Consider the following 22902-nt stretch of genomic DNA (forward strand, 5'->3'; position numbering starts at 1 on the left):
GGGCCCGGGGCCGGCCCCCGGGGGGGGGGGGGGGGGGGCCGCCGACCCGTCTGTGTACCCGCGGGGTGAAAACCCCCACGGGGGGGCGGGGGGGGCAGTTGCCCCCCCCCCCCCCGCCTTCGGAGTCCGGCAAGCGCAGGGTCCCGGCCCCGGGCCTGCGACGGGGCCGGGGCCCTGCGTACGGGGCCGTGCGTACGGGGCCCTGCCGCGTACGGGCCGTGTAGTGGATCGCGGCCACCCGTTCGAAGCCGCCCTCCGCCTCTTCGAGGCCGCACCCCCCGCCGTACCGAGTGCCGGCCCCCGCCGTACCGAGTGCCGGCCCCGACGTACTGCGGAGGCCGCGCGGCCCCGGTCGTACGCCGCCCTCCAGCGGATCATCCGTACGGCGCTACGCCGCCCACGGGTCCCGCACGATGATGTCCGCCAGCGCCTCGGCACACCCGGAGAGCAACGTCTCCCCCTTCTCCGGGCTCGCCACCCGGGCATCCCCCGCGACGCCGGAAGGGGTGATCCGTTCGAACGGAACGGCCATGTACACCGGTTCGGTGGACTCCGCGGGCAGAGTGATCCGCGGACCGTGCGCCTCCGGCAGGTGCTCGGTCCGGACCAGCCCGGGCAGGGCGGCCATCATCATGGACGTCTCGCCCTCACACGCGTGCATGAGGCCGTCCTGAGCCTCCAGGGTGTCCCGCACCACCTCCCGCCCGGCGCCGAAGTAACTGGCGAACGCGATCGGCGTCGAAAGCTCCGCCGTCAGCTCGGTGGTGAGCGCGTGGAGCGCCGTCATGTTCCCACCGTGCCCGTTGACGATCAGGATGCGCGAGAACCCTGCCCGGATCACGGAGCGGCAGATGTCACGCAGCAGAGCGTGCAAGGTCGGCAGGGTGACCGAAAGGGTCCCGCCGAAGGACATGTGATGCTCCGACAGCCCCGTCGGCACCGAAGGCGCCACCACCACACCGGTACGCCCGGAGGCCGCGGCCGCTGCGCGCAGGCACACCTCGGAAGCCAGGAAGTCGTCCACCCCGGTGGGCAGATGAGGGCCGTGCTGCTCGGTGGCCCCCACCGGAATCAGTACCACCGCGTCCCGTGCCGCGAGGGCACCCAGCTCGGCGGCGGTCAGACGGTTCCACTGGACTTCGCTCATCTGGGACTCTCCTGGAGGTGGCCGGCACGGGGTGAGGACACACCGGCCGGTGTCGGGTGCGGAATCAGAGGTGGTCGGCGTCGACCACGGCCTGGGCGAAGGCGGTGGGCGCCTCCTGCGGCAGGTTGTGGCCGACGTTCGCGAGGGTGCGGTGCGCGTAGGGACCGGTGAAGTGGTCCCGGTAGGCGGAGCCTTCGCCGGGCTGGGTGAAGGGGTCGAGGGCGGCGTCGAGGGTGATGGTGGGGACGCCGATGGGCGGCTGCGCCGCCAGCTTCCGCTCGTAGCGGTCGTAGCGGGGCTCACCCTCGATGAGGCCGATGCGCCAGCGGTAGTTGAAGAGGACGATGGCGGCGTAGTCGGGGTTCTTGAAGGCCTGTGCGGTGCGCTCGAAGACGGCGTCGGAGAAGTCCCAGTTGGGGGAGACCAGGGTCCAGGTGTACCGGCACAGGGCGATCCGGTCGTCGACGTTCTCCATCGCCTTCTTGCCGCGCTCGCTGGCGAAGTACCACTGGTACCACCAGTTGTGCTCGACGGCCGCGGGGGCCGGCTCCAGCTGCGCCTTGATGTTGGTGATGAGGTAACCGCTGGTGGAGACCAGAGACTTGACGCGCTCGGGCCACAGGGCGGCGATGATGTCGGCGGTGCGCGAGCCCCAGTCGAAGCCCGCGAAGACGGCCTTCTGGATCTTCAGGGCGTCCATCAGGGCGATGACGTCGAGCGCGATGGCGGACTGCTCGGCGGTACGGGGGGTCGTGCGGGACAGGAACCGCGTGCTGCCGTGGCCGCGCAGGTAGGGGACGATGACCCGGTAGCCCAGGTCGGCGAGGAGCGGGGCGACGTCGACGTAGCTGTGGATGTCGTACGGCCAGCCGTGCAGGCACATCACGACCGGGCCGTGCGCGGGGCCGAGTTCGGCGTACCCGACGTCGAGAACGCCCGCCTTGACCTGCTTGACCGTCCGGAAGCCCGTGTGGGTGCCGGGGGTGACGGCGGGGACCGTGGGCACACGTGTGCCGCCCGTCCCGGGTGACGCCGTCGCGGCGAAGGCGTTGGACTGAAGCCCGGCCAGCGAGACCGCGGCCGCGCCGGTGCCCAGGCCGACGGCCTTGCTGAATGTACGCCTGTTGATCATGTGTAACCCTCCGTCATGCGTTTCCGGTGACCGGCTCGCGCTTCGAAACCTCTTGCTCGCACCGGCGGGACGGGGTCGCCGCGGCGCCTCGGCGCGATGACCTTCGCACCGAGTGCGTCACCTGTCAAGCAGGTGACGACTGATGTCGTGATGCGGGTCGGCGAGATCGGGTCCGTCTCCTCCGCGGTGCCGGTCCTCCGCGGTGCCGGTCCGCCGTGGCCCCGGTCGACGACACATACTCTTGCTCGCAACGCGTACGGACACATCAGTCATGTGACGGTACGGAGCGGGACTGGAGGGCCGCCGCATTCGAGGCATACGCGCGCCTCCCGGTGCCACCTCCTGGGGAGCTGCCCCGCGTCGCCGCAGGTGAGCGCTGCTTTCATTCCGGGCGGTACGGTCGCGCGGACGGACGGACGGGCGGACGGGGACTCGGGGCACTCCGACGTCGTGCCGGCGTGTGTCGACCGCCACACCGGAGGCGCGCCCGGAGTCATACGTGTGCTGATGGCGCCGCCGAGTCTTCGCGCGGTCCGGTGTCCTGTATGGCGTGTCCGGCTGCGTTCGGGCGTGTTCCGTAGAGGGCGGTGCGCCTGTGTGCCCGGGTTGTCGGCGCGGTATCGAAGTGAAACATAACCAAGGAAGAAGCATTCTTATGTGCAGCTAACTGACTGAAGTGCTACATTGAAGTGACAGTTAAGCAAGAGGTCCGATCGGACCGAGAGCACGGGAGAGACAACGCATGATCACCTACGACCGGCTTTTCATCGGTGGTTCCTGGGTCGAGCCGAGCGAGCAGGAGCTGCTCGACATCGCCTCGCCGCACGACCGGTCGGTGGTCGCCCGTGCCGCTCAGGCGCAGCCGGCTGACATGGACCGGGCCGTCGCCGCGGCACGGAAGTCCTTCGACGAGGGGGAGTGGCGCCTCACCCCGCCGGCGGAGAGGATCGCGGCTCTGCGGCGGTTCAACGCGCTGCGCGAGGAGAACGCCGAGAAGATCGCGCACCTGATCTCGCTGGAGAACGGCTCGGCCGGATGGTTCACCCGTGCCGGACAACCCGGGCTGACCCGCCAGGCGAACGCCTACCTGAAGGCGGCGGAGGAGTTCTCCTGGGAGGAAGAGCTGCTGCCCTCCGACCCGGCCTCCCCGGTGCGCAGCGTGGTGCGCCGCGAGGCGATCGGCGTCGTGGCCGCGGTGATTCCCTGGAACTCACCGTTCTCCTCAGCCACCTCGAAGATCATCCCTGCCCTGGTCGCAGGCAACTCCGTGGTCCTCAAGGTGTCTCCGGAGAACTCGCTGAGCATGGGCTTCCTCGCCGAACTGCTGGAGCGGGTGGGTCTGCCGGAGGGGGTGATCAGTGTTCTGCCGGCGGACCGTGAGACCAGTCAGTATCTGATCTCGCATCCGGATGTCGACAAGATCGCCTTCACCGGTTCGACGGGGGCGGGCCGCCGCATCGCGGCGATTGCGGGACAGCAGCTCAAGCGGGTCAGTCTCGAACTGGGCGGCAAGTCCGCCGCGATCATCCTGCCCGACGCCGACATCGAGAAGGCCGTCGCGGGCGTGAAGTTCGCCTCCCTGCTGAACAACGGGGAGTCCTGTATCGCGCAGACCCGGATCCTGGCGCCGCGTGGGAGGTATGAGGAGGTGGTGGAGGGGTTGAAGATGCTGGTGGATTCGCTGAAGGTGGGGGATCCGAGTGATCCGGGGACTTTCATCGGTCCGATGATCCGTCCTGATCAGCAGGCTCGTGTGCGTGAGTACATCCGGATCGGTATTGAGGAGGGGGCTCGTCTGGTGACGGGTGGTCCTCAGGTTCCCGAGGGTCTGGAGCAGGGCAACTATGTGACGCCGACGGTGTTCGCCGATGTCGACAACTCGATGCGGGTCGCTCGGGAGGAGATCTTCGGCCCGGTCCTGGTCGTCATTCCTTATGACGACGAGGACGAGGCGGTACGTATCGCGAACGATTCCGAGTACGGGCTCTCCGGGGGTGTGTGGTCCGTCGACGAGGAGCACGCCCTGGCCGTTGCCCGCCGCATCCGCACCGGCACCCTCACGATCAACGGCGCGTCCGTCGCCTTCGACGGCCCGTTCGGTGGTTTCAAGGCCAGCGGCATCGGCCGCGAGTACGGCGCGGTCGGCCTCGGCACCTACACCGAGTACAAGACCATCACCATCTGACCGGTCGTACGGGACGGATGACGTACCACGCACCAGGGAACCCCTGCCCGCGTCGGAGAACCGCGGCCCGCACGGGCGACGCCCCGCCGCGGCCGGACCGAGCGACAACACCTCGGCCGGGCCACGGCAGGACGCAGCGGATCAGCGCGCTTCAGGACCGAGCCGGTCAGCGGCGCTGCTAGGCGGGGACCACCCGGTAACTCAGCACCGCCCAGGGCAGATCGGTCTGGGCGAGCGAGCCGGTACGCCATGGGGTGGCACCGGTGCAACCGGCCCCGGAGTACAGCTCCAGGGACGCGGAACCGGAGGCGACCTGCACGGAACGGGCCGGCTTCGCCAGCGTGTGACATGTGCCGAAGTCGTCGAGATCGGCCTCGGTGACCGACCCGGTCCCGGTGGCGCCCGAGTACAGGTATGCGCCGTTCTGCAACTGCGGCCAGTCCGCCGCGTTCGCTGCCCCGGCGCCGAGACCGATCAGGGCCCCGGCCATGGTGACGGCTGCGGCCACGCGGTGGAGCTTCGTCCTGGGGGTGAACATACGACCTGCTTCCTGTGCGGCCGGACGCGGGGGAGACGTCGGCACGCCTGGTTGGGTTGACTGACGGTCGGAAGCAGATTTTTGCACATTCAACCATGTGTGAGGAGGGCCAAAAATGGCCACACATGTGTCTGATGAGCCACCCTGGCGCCCTCCTTGGGGAGGTGGTCAGGGTGATGGCCGAACGCCGTGAACACGCGGCCGTCGCCCTCCGCGCGGGTACGCGTCCACCCTGGCCGGCTTCCCCTGGGACCGTGCAGAGCCGTGGCGTCGGCAGTCGGGGAACGGTGCCGCTGTCACCGGGGCATCCGGCACCTGTTCTGTCGACGCGTGCGTGAGAGACGTCCCTCGCGTGCCGCTCGATCGCCTTGACATGTCATTCCGGCAGGGCAATCCTCGTAACCTGCTAGAGCGGTGATGCAGCCGGGTGCGCGTATGTGTCTCGTGCACTCCTGACCGAACGCGAGGACGCGAGGACATGATCAGCAGGCGGAGACTGACCCAGGCCGTGACGGCGACGGCGGCGGGAGCGTCCGGACTTCTCGGAACGGCGAATGCCTCGGCGTACACGGGCGCTACCACCTCCCCGGCCGGCGGAACCGCGGCGGACCTGGGCCCGGTACGCCGGATCCGCACCGACGTACTGGACATCGCCTACCACGACGTGGGCCCGGCCGACGGCACGCCGGTGATCCTCCTGCACGGCTGGCCCTTCAGCCCCGTGGGTTCCTACGCCGAAGTGGCGGCGGCGCTCGCACCGCGCGGCTACCGCTGTTACATCCCCTACCTGCGCGGCCACGGGGAGACCGTGTTCCTCCGCGCCGACACCTTCCGGTCGGGCCAACAGGCGGCCCTCGGCGCGGACCTGGTCGCGTTCATGGACGCGCTCCGCCTTCCCCGTGCGCTGTTCGCCGGATACGACTGGGGCGGGCGGGCCGGTGACGTCGCCGCCGCGCTGTGGCCGGAACGCTGCACCGGCCTGGTCTCCGTGAACGGCTATCTCGTCCAGAACCTCGCCGTGGCCCAGGAGCCGCTGCCGCCCTCGGTCGAGTCGGGTTACTGGTACTTCTTCTACTTCCTGACCGAACGGGGCCGCAAAGGCCTCCAGCGGAACCGGGAGGACGTGGCACGAGTGGTGTGGCACCGCAACTCGCCCGCATGGCAGTTCACCGAAGCCGAGTTCGCCCAGGCGGCGCAGCTGTGGACCAACCCGGACTACGTCGACGTGGTCATCCACGGCTACCGGCACCGCCTGGGCGCCGCCCCCGGCGCTCCCGGGTACGCGGCCCTGGAGCGCCGGCTGCTCGACCAGCCGAAGATCACCGTGCCCGCCGTCACGCTGGACGGACAGGCCGACGGCGTCACCCCGTGGACCGACGGGAGCGGCTACGCGGCCCACTTCGCGGGGCCGTGGGCGCACCACGTCGTCCCGGATGCCGGTCACAACCTTCCCCAGGAGCGTCCCGACGCGTTCACCGCGGCGGTCCTTGAGGTCGACGCGATGCGGTGACCCCGGGCCGGGGCCACCGGTTTCAGCTATGGCTGCCGGGGCCGGGGTCCGAGAGGGGCGGGGGAGGGGCCTCGGTCCGAGAGGGCTCAGGGGCTGGGGGATGGCACACGTGTCCACTCCGCATCCCGAATCCCCGTGGGTGTGCTGCACGAGCGGTTGCGCGTGTGTTCCAGCCCTTTCCATTCGTCACCGGCTTGACAGGTGACGATTGGTTGGTGCAGGCTGAGAAACGTCCAAGGCGGTAAGCGGGACGCGATCCACGGTCGATGAAGTGGAGCATGGTCATGATCAAGGAACTCACCGGTGCCGACGAGGCCGCACGGCACGCACGCTACGGCAGGCTTCCCGAGCGCATCCGCTTCGAGGAAATGACCGAGGAGGTGGAGTCCGAGCCGGGCGGAGGGACCCATTCCTACAACCCCGAAGGCTCGTGGAAGTACTACTCCTGTCTGGCCTTCGACCTCGGGTTGTAGAGCCCCGGCCGCGCCCGTGCACGGGTCGTGCGGACCCGTTGTGAGCCGGACCGACTGCGCGGGAGCTGGCACACGGCCCCGCCCTCCTCGGCACCGAGGAGGGCGGGGCCGCTGGCGGTCCGGCCGAAGCGGATCCGGGGGAGACGGCTCCCGCCGCCTTGTGCGCGGGAACCCGGCCGCGAAGTGCGTGTTCCGGGAGCGGGCTATCGGTTGGCGGGAGCCTGGCGCAGGTGGTGGCTCACCTCGCCGACGAGGGTGATCCGGACCCGCCGCTCCACGAAACACCAGCGGCCTTCCCGGTGTTGGAAGCGGTCGTGGTAGCGGCCTGCGGCGATGGGTTGCAGCGGCAGGCCGGGCAGCGCCTGCAACACGGTGACGTACGAACGCGAGACGGCCGTTCCCGTCAGCTCGTCTACCTCGACCGCGACGTTGGTCGTGACGTGCTGCGTCCTGGGTGTGCCGTCGGCGTGGACGATCAGAGTGTCCCGGAACAGTTTCTCGATCGCTTCCCGGCCCCTGACCGGTTCCCCGCTGCCGGTGAACGTGGCGTCCGCGAGCAGTACGCCGAGCCCTGCGAAGTCGCCGTCGTCCACGAGCTCCGCGTACCGCGCGATGAGGTTCTCGATGGCCCGGTGGCTGGGCACCTGATCGTCAGTCATGCGAGGGGACGTGGACATGGGTTCCTCCAGCCGGGGCGGTCTTCCGGGCGCGGTTCCCAGGGACGGCGGAAGCCCGCGGGTGGGCCGGCGGTGACAGGTACGGCCCCGTCGCGTCCGGTGTGTTCAGTCGGTGGCGCGGTGAGGACTCCCGAGCCCCCTCACCCGCCGACCGCGCCCATTGTGCCCCCTCCGGTCGTCCGGATCACGCTCCGGCGCCGGGGGCTGTGCCCGTGGCGCCTGGGGTGCCGAGGCGGTTGATCTCAAGGCTGTCGAGCACGTGCGGGCCGCGGCCGCCGAGTCCTGTGGTGGCGATCATCGCGCGTCCCAGGTGCTGGGTCGTCGTGGTGTGGCGGGGGGCGAGCCGGTGCAGGAGCGGGTACAGCCACGAGGTGAGGCGATAGGTCCAGCGATAGGCGGCCGTTCTGGACACGGCGCCGCCCTGGGGGCGGATGTATCCGGGCCGGAACATGTAGGCGTGCATCGGCATGGCCAGCAGCTCGTTCTCGGTCCGGCCCTTGCCCCTGGCCCACATCGTGCGGGACGTCTCCGTGGCATCCGTCCCCTCGCCCGAGACGTAGGTGAAGGTCAGGGAGGGGTTGTCCGCGCTTGCGGCACGTGCGGCGGCCAGGGTGTAGTCATGTGTGATGCGGATGTACTCCTGCTCCGAACGGCCCCCAGAGGAGACACCCAGGCAGAAGAAACATGCGTCGAGCCCGCGGAACTCGCCCTGGACCGCTGTGAAGTCGGTGAAGTCCGCGTGGATGACCTCACGGATCCCCGGGTGACGCAGGCCCAGGGGCGCACGCCCGATCACGAGGATGTCGTGGATCCGCGGATCCCGCAGACACGCGTCGAGCACGCCGTGCCCCACCATGCCGGACGCTCCGAAGATGGCTACGCGCATTCTGGTCTCCCTGTTGCCGAAGGGGGCGGGGCCGCCGCGGAGGAGGCGGTCGTCGGCGTACCTGCGAGCTGTGCGGACGAGCCGGTCACGGGGCGTTCGTGGCGAGGGTGCCCGCGATGAGAGTGCACACCATCTCCTGGAGGGTGGGGACGAAATCCATGCGCAGGGCTGCGAGGGAGGGGTCGTCCCCGTAGGCGGTGAGCATGGCCGGGGACGGCTGGGAGTGGGTCCACACCGCGCCGGTGACCATGACGATCTGGGCAGCCAACTGGTCTGTCCTGCCGCCCAGTTCGGGCAGATGACGTCGGGTCACGGCGGCCAGACCCGCGACGTTGGCGAGAGCGGCGCGCTTGTACCGGGCGGCCACGTCGGGGGAGACGTTGTGCTCCAGGACGCCCGCCTGTGCGCTGAGCAGATCGCAGAGCCTGCGGTGGTCCGCGAGTGAGCGGGTCAGCGCGGCGGCGAACGCCCTGGCGCGCTCGGGGACATCGGTGTCCGGTGCCACCGAGGCGTCCATCCGCTCCGGGAGCTCGGCCGTCCACTCCTGCCAGGCCTGGTCCAGCAGTTCCAGCAGGATCGCCTCGCGCGACTGGAAGTACCGCAGCACGTTGGACTTGGCCAGGCCCACGCGGCGGCTGAGCTCGTTGAGGCTGACCGCGCTCACGGGCACCTCGTCGCACATCTCCGCTGCGGTGGCCAGGATCGCCCGACGCCGGATCTCCCGCTGCTCGTCGCTGCGCGCTCGTTGGAAGGTCGTCATGCCCCCATATTACAGACCGATGGTGCGTTGACATCGGACCACTGGTCTCTTATGTTGGTGGAGCAGGCAAGAGACCGGCGGTCTTCTAGCTCGGGGGACAGGCGTACCCGTTCCCGAGCAGCACGCAAGCCCCGGCCGCATCGGACAAGAACGCATTCGAGGAGACCCTCATGAACCGCACCGTCGTCATCACCGGTACCGCCTCCGGCTTCGGCCTGGAGACCACCCGCTTGTTCTCGGCCCAGGGCTGGAACGTGGTCGCCACCGTGCGCAAGGAGGCGGACCTCCCCCTTCACGATGATCTGCCGAACGTGCGGACGCTCCTGCTCGACGTCGACGACGAGAGCGGCGCCGGTGTGTTCGCCGAGCGGGCGATCGCCCAGTTCGGAGGCGTCGACGCACTGGTGAACAACGCGGGCTACTACCACATGGGCCCCGTCGAGGCCGCGTCCATGGAGCAGGTGCACGACCAGTTCCAGACCAACGTCTTCGGCCTGATCGCCCTCACCAAGGCCTTCCTGCCACACTTCCGCGCACAGCGGTCGGGAGCGATCGTCAACCTCGCCTCGATCAGCGCGGACCAGGGATACCCCTACACCGCCGTGTACGCCGCCTCCAAGGCCGCGGTCGCCGCGTTCTCCGAAGGCCTCAACGTCGAGATGGCCGGCTTCGGCGTCTCGGTCAAGGCGGTCTTCCCCGGTGCTCACGCCACCCGGATCTTCACCAAGATCGACCAGGCGGGCGACATCCCGCAGGAGTACCTGCCCGACATCCAGCGGTTCTTCGGCAGCCAGGGCACCGGCTCCAAGCCGGCCGTGACCGCCCGGGCCATCTACGAGGCGGTCACCGACGGCAAGATCGAGAAGGTCCGCTACTACGCCGGCCCCGACGGGGTCGCCGTCCCCCGGGTCAAGCAGCTCCTGGGCAGCGACTGGTACTGGGAGGAGTTCCGCAACGCCTCCACCGGCAACCCGAGCGACCTGTGGAAGAGCCTCCTCCAGCAGGGCACGGAGCCGGTCGAGTTCGCCCTCTGACCGTGGGCGGAGGCGGGCTGCCCGTTCGCCGACTCCACCTGCCCGCCGCGCCGGACCACCGACCAGGACACGGACGGACGGCCACCTCCACCCGCACCACACCTGACAAAGCCCTCCTCCGTCCGCCTCCACACCTGACAAGAGCACCCCCCACCGTCCGCCTCCACACCTGACGGCAGCACCCCTCTCCACCCGACCCCACACCTGCCATCAGCACCAACAGGAACGCAGAACAGGAACGCCACATGCACACCTATGACCGGCTCTTCATCGGCGGCACCTGGACCGACCCCAGCGGGAAGGACCTGCTCGACATCCGATCGCCGCACGACCGGTCCGTCATCGGCCGCGCAGCACAAGCCCAGCCCGCCGACATCGACCGTGCGGTCGCCGCGGCCCGTCACGCGTTCGACGAAGGACCCTGGGGCCGCACCACCCCGGCCGAGCGCATCGCCCTGCTGCGCCGGTTCGACGAACTGGCCAGGCCCCATGACGACCGGATGGCCGCCCTCGTCACCGCCGAGAACGGCTCCCCCGTGTGGTTCACCCGGGCCCTCCAGGCAAGTCTCGCAAGCCAGTTCAACAGCTCCGTCAGAGCCGCCGAGGAGTTCGGCTGGGAGGAGACCCTCACACCTTCCGCCCCCGACGCCCCGTTCCGCAGCGTGATGCGACGCGAGGCCATCGGCGTCGTCGCCGCCGTCATCCCCTGGAACGCCCCCACGTCCTCCGCCTACGGAAAGATCGTTCCCGCACTCCTCGCGGGCAACACGGTCATCCTCAAGGTGTCTCCGGAGAACTCCCTCAGCATGGGCTTCCTGGCCGAACTGCTGGAGCGGGTGGGTCTGCCGGAAGGGGTGATCAGTGTTCTGCCGGCGGACCGTGAGACCAGTCAGTATCTGATCTCGCATCCGGATGTCGACAAGATCGCCTTCACCGGTTCGACGGGGGCGGGCCGCCGCATCGCGGCGATTGCGGGACAGCAGCTCAAGCGGGTCAGTCTCGAACTGGGCGGCAAGTCAGCCGCGATCATCCTCCCCGACGCCGACATCGAAAAAGCCCTCCAGGACCTCCGTTTCGCCTCCCTGCTGAACAACGGGGAGTCCTGTATCGCGCAGACCCGGATCCTGGCGCCGCGTGGGAGGTATGAGGAGGTGGTGGAGGGGTTGAAGATGCTGGTGGATTCGCTGAAGGTGGGGGATCCGAGTGATCCGGGGACTTTCATCGGTCCGATGATCCGTCCTGATCAGCAGGCTCGTGTGCGTGAGTACATCCGGATCGGTATCGAGGAGGGGGCTCGTCTGGTGACGGGTGGTCCTCAGGTTCCCGAGGGTCTGGAGCAGGGCAACTATGTGACGCCGACGGTGTTCGCCGATGTCGACAACTCGATGCGGGTCGCTCGGGAGGAGATCTTCGGCCCGGTCCTGGTCGTCATTCCTTATGACGACGAGGACGAGGCGGTACGTATCGCGAACGATTCCGAGTACGGGCTCTCCGGGGGTGTGTGGTCCGTCGACGAGGAGCACGCCCTGGCCGTTGCCCGCCGCATCCGCACCGGCACCCTCACGATCAACGGCGCTCCCATTGGTTATGACGGCCCGTTCGGTGGATTCAAGGCCAGCGGCATCGGCCGCGAGTACGGCGCGGTCGGCCTCGGCACCTACACCGAGTACAAGACCATCACCATCTGACCCACCGGGGGGTCGGCCTCACGGCCGAGACCGGACCCCGGGCCGGACCCCGGGCCGAGACCGGACCCCGGACCTGACCCGGATCGGCCCCCGACCGCAGGGACCGAAACAGGGCCCGAGTCCGGGACCAAGCCCGAGCCGGGGAGTAAGTCCGGGACCAGGCCCGAGCTGGGGAGTAAGTCCGGGACCAGGACCGCGTCAGGAACCGGGCCCGAGTCCGGGACCAGGACCGGGGCCGACGAACGATCACCTCGTACGAACACCCCCGGCCCGGCGTGGCCCCCATACCGGGCCGACAGCCGACAGCCGACAGCCGACAGCCGACAGCCGACAGCCGGCACCCTCGGCCTCCGCGCGATCCGGCCCCTGGGTCTTCTCCGGAGCGTCAGGATGCGAAGGGGTCCGCATCGGTCAGTCGGGTGCTCGCGGCCCAGAGCGCTGCTCCGGTGTCCTGGTCCGTCATATGGGAGTGGGGTTTCTCGAGGTGGGGTCTGCCGCTGAGGCCGAGCCTGCTGGGCCCCCAGAGCTGGCCGCCCTGCACGTCCGGGTCGAGGACGGCTCGAACCGCGGGCCAGGCACCGGCGTCCTTGCCCTGGAGGACCAGTTTCGCCGGCAGGGCCAGCAGACGCTGGGACCCGGAGCGCCGGTGGATGCCGGGGCGGGGAGGGGTGAGAGAGTCCAGGGCGCCGCCGGGGTGGGCGACCAGGCTCATGCAGGTGCTGCCCGAGGCGCGCAGCCGGCGGTCGAGCTCGAAGGCGAAGGCCATCTGGGCCAGCTTGGAGCGTCCGTAGGTCCGCTTGGGGTCGTAGTCGCGTACGGATTGCAGGTCGTCGAGGTCGAGGCGCTCGGAGCGGGCGGCGTAGCTGCCCATGGTGACGATCCGGGCGGCCGGAGCCGCTCCGAGCCAGGGCTCCAGCCGGTGCACCAAGGCGAAGTGGCCGAGGTGATTGGTGGCAAGCATCAGCTCGTGGCCCCGGCGGTTCTCCTCGCGGGGCGGGTCGTCCAGTGCGATGCCCGCGTTGAGGACGACGGCGTCGAGGGTGTCGGTGTCCAGGTGGCCGACGGACGCCGTCAGGGAGTCGAGGTCGGTCAGGTCCAGGGGTATGTGCTGCACCTGGGCGCCGGGGACGCGGGCGGTGATGGTGTCCACGGCGGCGGAGGCCCTCGCCCGGCTACGGCTGCCGATGATGACGGTCGCTCCCGCAGCGGCGAGCTGCTCGGCGACGAAGTAGCCGATGCCGGCGTTGCCGCCGGTCACCAGCACGGTGGTGCCGTCGGCGCGCGGGGGCTCATGAACGTTCCAGGCCACGGAGGCTCCTTGCAGGGTGTCACGGGTGGGACCCGCAGGTGGTGCGGGCGTGGTCAGAGCTCGGGCCAGGCCAGGTGGAGGCGACGGAACGCCTCGTCCAGGGCGGCCTTGCGGTCGGGCCGGCTGGATGCCAGGTCGGGGATCTCCAGCACGTAGCGGGCCAGGAGGTGCAAGGACTCGTCGGGCTCGCTCTGCCCGGCGGCTTCGGCGAGCAGGAGGGCGAGAGGGTCCTGACAGGCCACCCAGACCTGACGCGCGTAGCCCCACAGCGCCGGAGTGTCCATCACCAGTTGTGACGCGCGCCGGTAGCGCTCGGGCAGGTCGCGGGTCTCGGCGAAGGGGGCCCGTCCGGCGAAGAAGGCGTGCAGGGCGTCCAGGGCCGAGCTGCCTTCGGGCCGGTTGCGGACCGCCTCGGTCAAGGACGCTTCCCGCTCTCCGCTGTCGTCGAGGAGCAACGCCTCCTTGCCCGCCGGGAAGTGCGCGAACAGGGTCGTGGTCGCGGTGTCCGCGGCCTCGGCGATCTGAGCGATCGTCACATTCTCGTAGCCGCGCTCCAGGAAGAGTTCCAGGGCCGCGTCGCTCAGGGCTTTGCGCGTTGCCGCCTTCTTGCGTTCGCGCCTGCCGGGCGCGCGTCCAGTGGTTTCCATACCTGAAGAATAACACCACCCTGTTCAAAACACTACTGATTGCAGTTTTGGTCGTCGTTGTGTTTCAGTGAGGATAGGAAATCCCACTTCGTTCGCCTCTGGAGGCCGTCATGACCATCACCACAGAAACCCGGCCTCCGACAGGAGAGGCACTCGGACGGCTCGCGATGTGGGCGGTCCTGCTCCTGGTCCTGCTCGCCGACGCGCTCGACATGATCGACGCGACGGTCACGAACATCGCGGCGCCGACCATCGTGGGCGACATCGGCGGCGGCGCCGGTCTGATCAAATGGCTGGGCGCTTCCTACGCCCTCGCCATGGGCGTCCTGCTGGTCGTCGGAGGGCGCCTGGGCGACCGCTACGGACAGCGCCGCCTCTTCCTGATCGGCATGAGCGGCTTCACCCTCGCCTCGGCCGTGTGCGGTCTGGCACCCGGCCCGGACGTGATGATCCCGGCCCGGATCCTGCAAGGGGCGTTCGGCGCCCTGCTGATCCCGCAGGGCATGGCGATCATCACGCGGCACTTCACACCCGACATGCGGCGCACGTCGTTCAACCTGTTCGGCCCGCTCCTGGGCATCGCCACGATCGGCGGCCCGGTCCTGGCCGGCATCGTCATCGACGCCGACTTCGCCGGTCTTTCCTGGCGGCCGATCTTCCTGGTCAACCTGCTCCTGGGCACCATCGGCGTCGCCCTGGCCGCCCGGATCCTGCCCCGCGACAACGCCGACCCGACCGTCACCGTCGACGGCATCGGCGCGGGCATCCTCGCCCTGGCCATGTTCGGGACGATGTTCGGCCTCATCGAGGGCTCCGAGTCGGACTGGAGCGTCCGCTCGATCGCGGCCCTGATCACAGGCGCCGTCTTCCTTCTGCTGTTCGCGCGCCGTCAGCGCACCGCCACCGCACCCCTCATCGAACCCTCCCTGTTCCGCAACAAGGGCTTCACCTCAGGCCTGTTGGTCGGGCTGATGTTCTTCGCCGTCACCAACGGACTGGCCTTCGTCATGTCCCTGTTCATCCAGCAGGCCCTCGGCGCCGGCCCCGGCAGCGCCGCCCTGGGCATGCTCCCGCTGACCCTCGGCATCATCGCCGGCGCCGGAGCCGGCATGGCCCTGACCAAGAAGCTGGGCCGCACCCTCGTCCTCGTCGGCATGCTGGTCACCCTCGCCGGAGCCGGCTGGCTCCTGGCCCTGGTGATCACCCGGGGCACCGACGTCACCCTGCTCGCCCTGGCACCAGCCGGCGCCCTGGCCGGCATCGGTATGGGCGCCTGCTTCGGCACCCTCTTCGACATCACCATCGGCAACACCGACCCCGCCGAAGCCGGCAGCGCGAGCGGCACCCTCACCGCCGTCCAGCAACTCGCCACCGCCCTGGGCTCCGCCACCGTCACCACCGTCTACCTCCACGGCGGGGCCCTCGATCACGCCATGACCCTCGCCGTCCTCACCGTCATGGCCGTCACCGTCGTCTGCCTGCCCTTCCTGAGCCTCCTGCCCAAGTCCGCCCCGGCCGACGACGCGGCCCCCGGCCACTGAACGGTCCGACGCCCCCGACCCGGGGCAACCGCCGACCCGTCCGTCGGCTCGTCCGGCGACCCGGCCGGTCCGCGCTCCGGAGAACACCCGCCGCGCAGACCGGCGGCCCCGGTCACCACGAAGGCCACGCCCCGCCACCGCCCCGGCACCGCCCCGCCCGAGGACACCCCGGCGGACCCCCGGCAGCCTCAGGGCCGACGGTTCGGGCGCGCGGCCGTCACGGCGTCCCGCGGGTGATCCCCGTCGGCCCGGCCGGGCCGACGGGCTCGCTACTATGGCCCCCGACGAACGCGACCGCGGCGGCAGGAAAGGCTTGGTCATGAGGCGGCTGGGGGATCTCGAAGCCGAGATCATGGACTGCCTCTGGACGTGGGACAGACCCGCCACCGTCCGCGAGGTGGTGGATTCGATCAACCTCCGGCGCCCCGCCGCGTACACCACCGTGATGACCGTCACGACGATCCTCCACAACAAGGGCTGGCTCACGCGCGAGAAGCAGGGGCGGGCCTGGCTCTACACACCGGTGCGGAGCAGGGAGGCGTACTCGGCCGCGCTGATGGAGGACGCCCTGGGCGCCAGCGAGGACCGCTCGGTGGCCCTGGCCCACTTCGTCCGCGGCATGTCCGAGGACGAGGTGGCCGCTCTGCGCGACGCGCTGCGCGCCGCCGGACGCGACCTTCCACCGTGAACGCGGCCCCCGCCCTCCTGGGCTACGCCGCAGCGGTCGGCATCCTCGCCCCGCGCCTGATGACGCGCGACAACTGGACGCACAGGGCACCGGCCCTGGCCGTCACCGTCTGGCTGACGCTCGCCGGATCGTTCTCGCTCTGCCTGGCGCTGGGCGCCCTTCATCTGGCCACCCCCCATGCGCACCTGCACGGCGTCATCTACACCTGCCGAGTCGCGCTGGGTATCGACTCCCCCAGCTCAGCCGTGCCCGACTACGCAGGACACGCCGCCGCGGGCACCGTGGCCGCCGCCCTGGTGACCGCCTTCGCCCTCTGCGTACGACGCGCCCGCGCCATCCGCAGCCGGCACAGAAGGGTCCTCGACCTGGTCGGCCGCCCGTCCGCGGAACTGCGGGCGACCGTACTGGAACACGCCGCACCCGTGGCCTACTGCCTGCCTGGACACCGGCCGAGGATCGTCGTCAGCACAGGCGCCGTCACGCTCCTGTCCGGCAAGCAGCTCGACGCGGTCCTCGAACACGAACGTGCTCACGTCGTCGGCCGTCACCACCTGGTCCTGGCCGCCGTCGAGGCGTTCGCCGCGGTCTTCCGCCGACTGCCCCTGGCGGCCGTGATGCGGCGGCACGTCCCCCTGCTCCTCGAGATGGTGGCGGACGACCGGGCGCTCCGCGGGGCGGAACGCGACGTCCTGGCCACCGCGATGTACGAGATGGCGGCCGCCGCCGTACCGGAAGGCGCGCTGGGGGCCGGAGGACAGAGCGTCGTGGTGAGACTCCAGCGCATCCTCGCCCCGGCCCGGAGCACCAACCTGACCGCCCGGGCCTGCATCGTGGCAAGCGCCCTCCTCGTGGCCCTGCTTCCCGTGCTCGTCGTCTGCCCCCCGGCCCTCGTGCCGGGCGTCGACCTCACACTCCTGCCCCGCTAGGCGCGGGCGCGACACCGGCCACCACGTCCGCGCGCCCCGGCGTCAGACGCGCACGCCCCACATGAACGGCATGCCGCTGCGCGCGATGGACTCGTAGCGCACCTGCGCACCCGGCTTCGGGGAATGCAGGATCTGTCCGTTGCCGGCGTAGAAACCGACATGGCTCAGGTCGGTCCGCATGATGATCAGATCCCCCGGCTTCAAGGCGCTCAGCGAGTTGATCCTCGTACCGACCGCGGCCTGGGCCTGCGAGGTCCGGGGGATGGAGACGCCCGCCTGCTGGAAGGCCCAGGACGTCAGACCGCTGCAGTCGAAGGAAGAGGGGCCCGTGGCGCCCCACACGTACGGCATACCGACACGGCTCCGGGCGGCGCTGAACGCCGCGGCGCCACGCTGCGAGGCACTCGCCTCGTTGCCCAGCTCGACACGCGCGCTGGACCGGTTCGCGCGCTGCTCCTCCTCGGCGATCTCGGCACGTTCCTCGGCGGTCAAGGTGTTGAGCAGCTGCTGAGCCTTCGCCAGCTTCCCCTGGATCTCCTTCTTCTTCTTTCCCAGTTCCGCCCGGGTGCTGCCGAGGTCCTCGACCTTCCCCATGGCCCGCTCGCGTTGCTGCTGCAACTCCCGCTGCTGCTCCGCGTAGCGCTGCCACGCCGAGAGCTGCTGCGCGCCGAGACGGTCCATCGCCGCCGCGTCGTCGAGGAACTCGTCGGGGTCCGAGGAGAGCAGCAGTTGCACGGAGGGATCGAGCCCGCCACTGCGGTACTGAGCGGTGGCGATCGAACCGAGCTGGTTCCGCAGGGCGTTGAGGCCGACCTGCTTGCGGGCGGCAGCACTCTGCAAGCTCTTGACCTGCTCGTCCAGCTGCTCGGCCCGCTCCTTGGCCCCGTTGTACTTCTCCGTCGCCTGCGTGGCCTCCTCGTACAGGCGGTCGATCTGCGCCTGGACACCCTTCTTCGTGGGGTCGGGCAGCGGATCGGCCGACGCCGACTGGGTCGAGAGCGCCACGGCGGCAGCGGCGGTCGCGGTGAGCGCGGCCGTGTACGCGTGACTGGGCGGCTTGGGACGGCGGTGGGAGGCCACTGGGTCTGACTCCTGCTTCCTGGGTCGCGGACCACGAACATCCTGTGCGCGGTGGTCCGTTCGGGAGACATCGTGCGGCGGCACCTCCGCTGCCACCCAGGGCGGGTGGCCGACGAGGAACACCCCGAAGACTAAATTACTTAGTTGATTAGTTTCAACTGGTGGGCACTCCACGGAGGACGACGGGCGCGGGCGCGGGCATGGGCGCGAGCACGGGCACGGGCACGGGCATGGGCGCGGGCATGGGCGCGGGCATGGGCACGGGCATGGGCACGGGCACGGATGGGCACGGATGGGCCCGGGGCAGCGCAACCCGCCCCGGAGCGAGCACCGACCCGCAGCGAGCACCGACGCGGCCGGTCCGCACCCCGCCTGCCGGTCCGCACCCCGCCTGCCGCTCCGGCCACCGGCGGACACACCGAGCCGCGACCACTGCCGTGCCGGAACACCCGAAACCCCGGAACACCCGGAACCCCGGAGCCCCCGGGCCCCGGAGCCCCCGGAACCCCCGGGGCGTGCCGGTGCGCGGCGGCCGGTGATCCGCCGCGCACCGGTCCGCTCACGTCAGACCTGAACCTGTACGGGGACGGCGGTGAGGTTGCCGCTGCGGGCCAGCGCCGCGACCGCGACCGCGCAGCCCGCGCCGACCAGGGCCAGGACGGCCCAGGGCAGAGCGGCGAGTCCGGCGCCGCGGGCCGTGTCGAGCACCGCGCCCGTGGCGAGGTTCCCCAGGGTGATGCCCACACCGCAGACGGTGTTGTAGAGGCCGTAGTGCGTCGCGACCCAACGCCCGCCCGACAGAGCCACGATGGTGTCCATCTCGAACGGGTACAGCACCGCGGTCGCCGCCGCCAGGAGGGCGGCGCACGCGAGCAGCGGCAGCATGACGATCACGGTGTGCCATCCGGCCGGGGCGAGCTGCCGGCCGGCGGTCAGCACCGGGGGCAGGAAGGCGGCCGACATCAGTGCGAGCCCCGCGACCAGGCTGCGCTGCGAGGTGAGGGACCGTCTGCACCAGGCGGTGATGCGCATCTGCCCGACGAGCGCGACCAGCCCGGAGACGACGAACAGGGCGCTGGTGGCCACCGTGCCCGCCGCACCGTCACCGGCCAGGCGCCTGGCCTCCAACGGCAGCGCCAGATAGATCTGGAAGGACAGGACGTAGGAGCCGGTCATGGCGGCGGAGAAGAGCCAGAAGGGCCGGTTGCGGACGACCACGGCGGCCTGTTCGCGCAGGGTCGCCCCCCTGTCCTCCACCGTGCCGGACCGGGCCGGGAGCCTGCGGGCCTGCAACAGGGTCAGGGCCGCGAACAGGACGGCGGCCACCAGGCACGTGACGGGGAACGCCACCGCGGTCAGCGCCAGCCCGATCAGCGGCCCGAGCAGGATTCCGGTCTGGTAGAACACGTTGAACAGGGCGAACGCCTCGACACGCCGTTCGCCCGACTCGGCTGCCAGGTACGCGCGGACGGCCGGATTGAACAGCGCGCCCGCCAGCCCGGTGGCGGCCGAGGCCGCCAGGAGCGCGGGCAGGGACTCGGCGAAGGCGAGGGCCGTGAAACCGACGGTGCGAAGGGCGCATCCGGCGATGATCAGCGGCCGGTACCCCAGCCGGTCGGCCAAGGCCCCACCGATGAGGAACATGCCCTGCTGGGAGAGGTTGCGCATACCCAGCACGAGCCCGACCGCCCAGGCCGCCAGCGCCAGGGTGCCGGAGAGATGGGCGGCCAGGTAGGGCATGAGCATGTAGAAGCCCAGGTTGATGGTGAGCTGGTTGACCAGCAGCAGCTGCACGGTGGGATCGAAGGAGCGGGCCTGACGCCATGTGGTCCTCACCGCTGCGCTCCGGCGTTCGACGAGACCGGGGCCTGCGTGGGGTCGGTGACGGTGGTGCAGCGCGTCCACCGCGTCACCTCGCGCGAACCGGCGGCGTCGATCGTGTCGGGCCGGGTCGGCGGCCGGGCGCCCAGAAGGCCGTGGGCGCGGCAGTAGTCGTCGTTGAAGACCGTGTCGAAGTAGCGGTGCGGCCCGTCGGGGAAGACGGCGGCGATACGGGTGCCCGGCGGCCGCGTACGGGCCAGCCAGCCGGCCACCAGGGCCACCGCGCCCACACTCCAGCCGCCCGTCGCGAACTGACGCACCGCCAGACACCGCGCCGACCAGACCGCTTCACCCGGGGCGACCCAGTGCACCTCGCTGAAGGCCGCGTAATCGACGTTACGCGGATAGATCGACGAACCCAGCCCCCGCATCAGGCGGGGCCGGGCGGGCTGGCCGAAGATCGTCGAGCCGATCGTGTCGACCCCGACCAGCCGCAACCGGGGCATACGGCGGCGCAGCCCGCGGGCGATGCCCGACGAGTGCCCTCCCGTACCGACCGCACAGACCAGGACGTCGATGTGCTCCAGCTGGTCCGCGAGTTCGGCGGCCAGCCCCTCGTACGCGGCCACGTTGTCAGGGTTGTTGTACTGGTCCGGCGACCACGACCCCGGCAGGGCGGTCAGCAGCGCCGCCACCTTCTGGCGGCGCGCCTCCTGCCAGCCGCCCTGCGGGTGAGGCCGGTCGACGACGTGGAGCACGGCACCGTGAGCGGCGAGCATCCGCTCCATGATCGGCTCCATACCGGGGTCGGTCACCAGATGCACCGGGTGACCGTGCAGGACCCCGGCCAGCGCCAGGCCGAGCCCCAGGGTCCCCGAGGTGGACTCCACGACCGGCGCACCGGGCCGCAGGACACCGCGCTCGTGTGCCCGGGCCACCATGTGCAGGGCCGCACGGTCCTTGATACCGCCCGGATTGAACCCTTCGAGCTTGGCCCAGAAGCCCGCGGGCGCGGTGGCGAACGGCTCGTCCACCCACAGCACGGGCGTGTTGCCGACGGCTTCCAGAACACTGCGGGGGGACGCCTGCGCGGTCCCGGGCAGGGAGAGTTTCGTCATGTTCGTCTGTCTTTCGTGCGTCGGGGCACGACGCCGGCGCATGGCCGTCCACAACTCGGCCGACTCGGCAGCGGCATCGGCCCCACGAGGGAAGAGGGGCTGCTTCAGGCGGTGCGCCGGGCAGCGGAGGACGCTGTCACCCGCACACGGCCTGGCCCCGTCACCTACGGGACACGCACAACCGGTCCAAGGCCTCGCGCCCCGCCACCACCGGGCGCTCGCGCACCTGGACCCCATCGCACCGGACCGGGACCGTCGCGATCCACTGCCCGGCAGCGGACACCGGCAGCTCCTGGAGCGCGCGCCGCTCCTCCACCTGGGTCGCCACATGCTGCTCGGCCGCCGGAGAGCAGTGATCACCACCGCTCTGACACCCGAGGGAGGAGGCCGACGGAATCGGCGGGAGGACGGCCCCCCGCAGAGACCCTTGCGGGTGCGAGGCGTGGGGTGGGTGCGAGGCGTGGAGCGGATACGACCCCTGGGTCGCCCGCGATGCGAGGGGAGGACGGGGCGTCTGGAGTACGCGGAACACCTGGGGTGCGTACGACGTGTGGGGCGTGCGCCATGTCTGGGGTGTGCGGGACATCTGGGGTGCACGCGACGTCAGGGGAGTAGGGGGCGGGTGCGATGCCTGGGACGCGTACGACGCCCGGGAGATGGACGACGCCCGGGAGGTGGACGACGTCCGGGAGATGGGCGACCCCTCGGAGACGCGCGACGCGAACGGCGCTCGTACGCCCGACTCCGCCGACGCGGAAGCCTGGTGCCCCACCGCGACCCCGGTCAGACGATGGTGACCCCCGCTGTCGCAGACGCCGAGAAGCAACGCGGCCAACGCAGCCACCACCAAGGCGGCCACAGTGCTGCCACGCCCCTCGCGCACCCACCACTCCAGATTTCGCACAGCGACCACGACGTTACCCTGCGTGCAGGCCCGGGAAGTTGCCCTTCACTCCGTTCGAGTGACGTTGATTCAGCCACATCGCAACGAGCCCCCGTGGCTGTCGACCACCAGCCGCCTCGCCCGCCGGCGGGTGACCGGACGCTCCCCGCACAGTCCTGTTCATACGTGGGTTCCCAGCCGCCGCCCGGAAGACGTCCAGGCGCAGGATCGTGAACCCGCGCGTCCGCGGTGGCCCGGTGGCCCAGCAGCCCGGCAACCAGCCAGGCCAGCAGCCCGACAGCCCGACAGCCCGGCGGCCCGGCCGCCGCAGCCGGGAGGACGAGGCCGCCTACGATGGGCGGGTGACCAGAACTCAGCAGCGAAGCGTGCGCCCCGGGCGCGGGTTCGCGCTGCTGGTTCTTGCTGTGCTTTCCGGACTGCTCGCGATGCACGGGCTGGCCCCGGGAACTATGGCCCCCGAAGCGGGCCACGCGGCGATGTCCGGTCCCTCCAGCAACACCACCCACACGGCCCGGGCCATCTCCACGCACCGGACGGGTGACGCCTGCCAGCACCTCACCGGCACCGGTACGGGCGGGCCCATGGCGCACGCCGACGCCACCTGCGCGGCGGCGGGCATCAGCACCTCGCCCGCCCCACCCACCCTGCTCCCGCAGCCCGGTGATCACACGGTGACTGCCGTGCTGCCCGGCTGGCCCGCCACCCCGGCAGCAGCTGGCCGAGCCCCGCCCGATCTGGCGCAACTCCAACTCCTACGGATCTAGAGACACCCGCACGACACCCCGACGCCCGGCCCGTTTCCGGCCGGTCTCCTCGCGGTGCCGGGCCCCGTCACGTC

Annotated in this window: 21 protein-coding genes; 10 read left to right on the forward strand and 11 right to left on the reverse strand. The window is 70.7% G+C overall.

The genetic code is table 11. The features are described 5' to 3' along the window. Positions 1–388: 388 nt before the first annotated feature. On the reverse strand, positions 389–1147 hold the full coding sequence (locus tag ACFVS9_RS30590) for a creatininase family protein (RefSeq protein WP_389937633.1): 759 nt from the start codon (positions 1145–1147) through the stop codon (positions 389–391). A 64-nt stretch (positions 1148–1211) separates the two neighbouring features. Next, a complete protein-coding gene (locus ACFVS9_RS30595) occupies positions 1212–2279 on the reverse strand; it encodes an alpha/beta fold hydrolase (RefSeq protein ID WP_389937636.1) in 1068 nt (355 codons plus the stop codon). Between the two features lie 742 nt (positions 2280–3021). Between ACFVS9_RS30595 and ACFVS9_RS30600 the strand changes: the two genes are divergently transcribed. After that, the gene (locus tag ACFVS9_RS30600; protein ID WP_389937639.1) at positions 3022–4464 is read left to right on the forward strand and encodes an aldehyde dehydrogenase; all 1443 of its coding nucleotides are present in this window, start codon (positions 3022–3024) and stop codon (positions 4462–4464) included. 178 nt (positions 4465–4642) lie between these two features. Here ACFVS9_RS30600 and ACFVS9_RS30605 read toward each other — a convergent pair whose 3' ends face one another. Next, positions 4643–5002, reverse strand: a complete 360-nt coding sequence (locus ACFVS9_RS30605) for a hypothetical protein (protein WP_389937642.1) — start codon at positions 5000–5002, stop codon at positions 4643–4645. A gap of 478 nt (positions 5003–5480) precedes the next feature. Here ACFVS9_RS30605 and ACFVS9_RS30610 point away from each other — a divergent pair, with 478 nt between their 5' ends. Then, complete coding sequence (locus ACFVS9_RS30610) at positions 5481–6512, forward strand: alpha/beta fold hydrolase (RefSeq protein ID WP_389937645.1); 1032 nt, start codon at positions 5481–5483, stop codon at positions 6510–6512. A gap of 284 nt (positions 6513–6796) precedes the next feature. After that, complete coding sequence (locus ACFVS9_RS30615) at positions 6797–6985, forward strand: hypothetical protein (RefSeq protein WP_383114805.1); 189 nt, start codon at positions 6797–6799, stop codon at positions 6983–6985. Between the two features lie 203 nt (positions 6986–7188). Here ACFVS9_RS30615 and ACFVS9_RS30620 read toward each other — a convergent pair whose 3' ends face one another. The 3 genes from ACFVS9_RS30620 to ACFVS9_RS30630 all read right to left on the reverse strand — a co-directional run bounded on the left by ACFVS9_RS30620 (position 7189) and on the right by ACFVS9_RS30630 (position 9308). Continuing rightward, a complete protein-coding gene (locus ACFVS9_RS30620; protein ID WP_389937648.1) occupies positions 7189–7662 on the reverse strand; it encodes a nuclear transport factor 2 family protein in 474 nt (157 codons plus the stop codon). Between the two features lie 184 nt (positions 7663–7846). Continuing rightward, positions 7847–8548 (reverse strand): NAD-dependent epimerase/dehydratase family protein, encoded by a 702-nt coding sequence (locus ACFVS9_RS30625; protein ID WP_389937651.1) that lies wholly within the window; start codon positions 8546–8548, stop codon positions 7847–7849. A gap of 85 nt (positions 8549–8633) precedes the next feature. Beyond that, positions 8634–9308, reverse strand: coding sequence for a TetR family transcriptional regulator (locus ACFVS9_RS30630; protein ID WP_389937654.1), 675 nt, complete (start codon positions 9306–9308; stop codon positions 8634–8636). A 170-nt stretch (positions 9309–9478) separates the two neighbouring features. On the opposite strand from ACFVS9_RS30630, the gene ACFVS9_RS30635 reads away from it, so the two are divergent. After that, positions 9479–10342 carry an SDR family NAD(P)-dependent oxidoreductase gene (locus ACFVS9_RS30635; RefSeq protein ID WP_389937655.1) on the forward strand — a complete coding sequence of 288 codons (864 nt, stop codon included), beginning with the start codon at positions 9479–9481 and terminating at the stop codon, positions 10340–10342. Positions 10343–10587: 245 nt separating this feature from the next. After that, the gene (locus ACFVS9_RS30640) at positions 10588–12030 is read left to right on the forward strand and encodes an aldehyde dehydrogenase (protein ID WP_389937658.1); all 1443 of its coding nucleotides are present in this window, start codon (positions 10588–10590) and stop codon (positions 12028–12030) included. Between the two features lie 385 nt (positions 12031–12415). Here the strand turns inward: ACFVS9_RS30640 and ACFVS9_RS30645 are convergent, their stop codons facing one another. Beyond that, positions 12416–13339, reverse strand: coding sequence for an SDR family NAD(P)-dependent oxidoreductase (locus tag ACFVS9_RS30645; RefSeq protein ID WP_389937661.1), 924 nt, complete (start codon positions 13337–13339; stop codon positions 12416–12418). 53 nt (positions 13340–13392) lie between these two features. Next, positions 13393–13986, reverse strand: coding sequence for a TetR/AcrR family transcriptional regulator (locus ACFVS9_RS30650; protein WP_383114761.1), 594 nt, complete (start codon positions 13984–13986; stop codon positions 13393–13395). A 110-nt stretch (positions 13987–14096) separates the two neighbouring features. Here ACFVS9_RS30650 and ACFVS9_RS30655 point away from each other — a divergent pair, with 110 nt between their 5' ends. The 3 genes from ACFVS9_RS30655 (at position 14097) to ACFVS9_RS30665 (ending at position 17141) form a co-directional block, all read left to right on the forward strand. Beyond that, entirely contained in the window at positions 14097–15527 is a 1431-nt protein-coding gene (locus tag ACFVS9_RS30655) for an MFS transporter (RefSeq protein ID WP_383114762.1), read from the forward strand. Between the two features lie 319 nt (positions 15528–15846). Further along, positions 15847–16215: a BlaI/MecI/CopY family transcriptional regulator gene (locus ACFVS9_RS30660; RefSeq protein ID WP_383114763.1), complete on the forward strand. Its 369-nt coding sequence runs from the start codon at positions 15847–15849 to the stop codon at positions 16213–16215. Beyond that, on the forward strand, positions 16212–17141 hold the full coding sequence (locus ACFVS9_RS30665; protein WP_389937666.1) for a M56 family metallopeptidase: 930 nt from the start codon (positions 16212–16214) through the stop codon (positions 17139–17141). Before ACFVS9_RS30660 ends, ACFVS9_RS30665 begins: the two co-directional genes overlap by 4 nt. 42 nt (positions 17142–17183) lie before the next feature. Here the strand turns inward: ACFVS9_RS30665 and ACFVS9_RS30670 are convergent, their stop codons facing one another. The 3 genes from ACFVS9_RS30670 to ACFVS9_RS30680 all read right to left on the reverse strand — a co-directional run bounded on the left by ACFVS9_RS30670 (position 17184) and on the right by ACFVS9_RS30680 (position 21160). Then, on the reverse strand, positions 17184–18221 hold the full coding sequence (locus tag ACFVS9_RS30670; RefSeq protein WP_383114765.1) for an NlpC/P60 family protein: 1038 nt from the start codon (positions 18219–18221) through the stop codon (positions 17184–17186). 564 nt (positions 18222–18785) lie between these two features. Continuing rightward, positions 18786–20057, reverse strand: coding sequence for an MFS transporter (locus tag ACFVS9_RS30675; protein WP_389937669.1), 1272 nt, complete (start codon positions 20055–20057; stop codon positions 18786–18788). Continuing rightward, positions 20054–21160 carry a PLP-dependent cysteine synthase family protein gene (locus tag ACFVS9_RS30680; protein ID WP_389937672.1) on the reverse strand — a complete coding sequence of 369 codons (1107 nt, stop codon included), beginning with the start codon at positions 21158–21160 and terminating at the stop codon, positions 20054–20056. Before ACFVS9_RS30680 ends, ACFVS9_RS30675 begins: the two co-directional genes overlap by 4 nt. 557 nt (positions 21161–21717) lie before the next feature. On the opposite strand from ACFVS9_RS30680, the gene ACFVS9_RS30685 reads away from it, so the two are divergent. Further along, positions 21718–21957, forward strand: coding sequence for a hypothetical protein (locus ACFVS9_RS30685; protein ID WP_389937675.1), 240 nt, complete (start codon positions 21718–21720; stop codon positions 21955–21957). 448 nt (positions 21958–22405) lie between these two features. After that, positions 22406–22828, forward strand: coding sequence for a DUF6153 family protein (locus tag ACFVS9_RS30690; protein WP_389937677.1), 423 nt, complete (start codon positions 22406–22408; stop codon positions 22826–22828). Positions 22829–22902: the final 74 nt, after the last annotated feature.

Source organism: Streptomyces sp. NPDC058008 (genome assembly GCF_042886395.1).
Classification (GTDB): Bacteria; Actinomycetota; Actinomycetes; order Streptomycetales; family Streptomycetaceae; genus Streptomyces.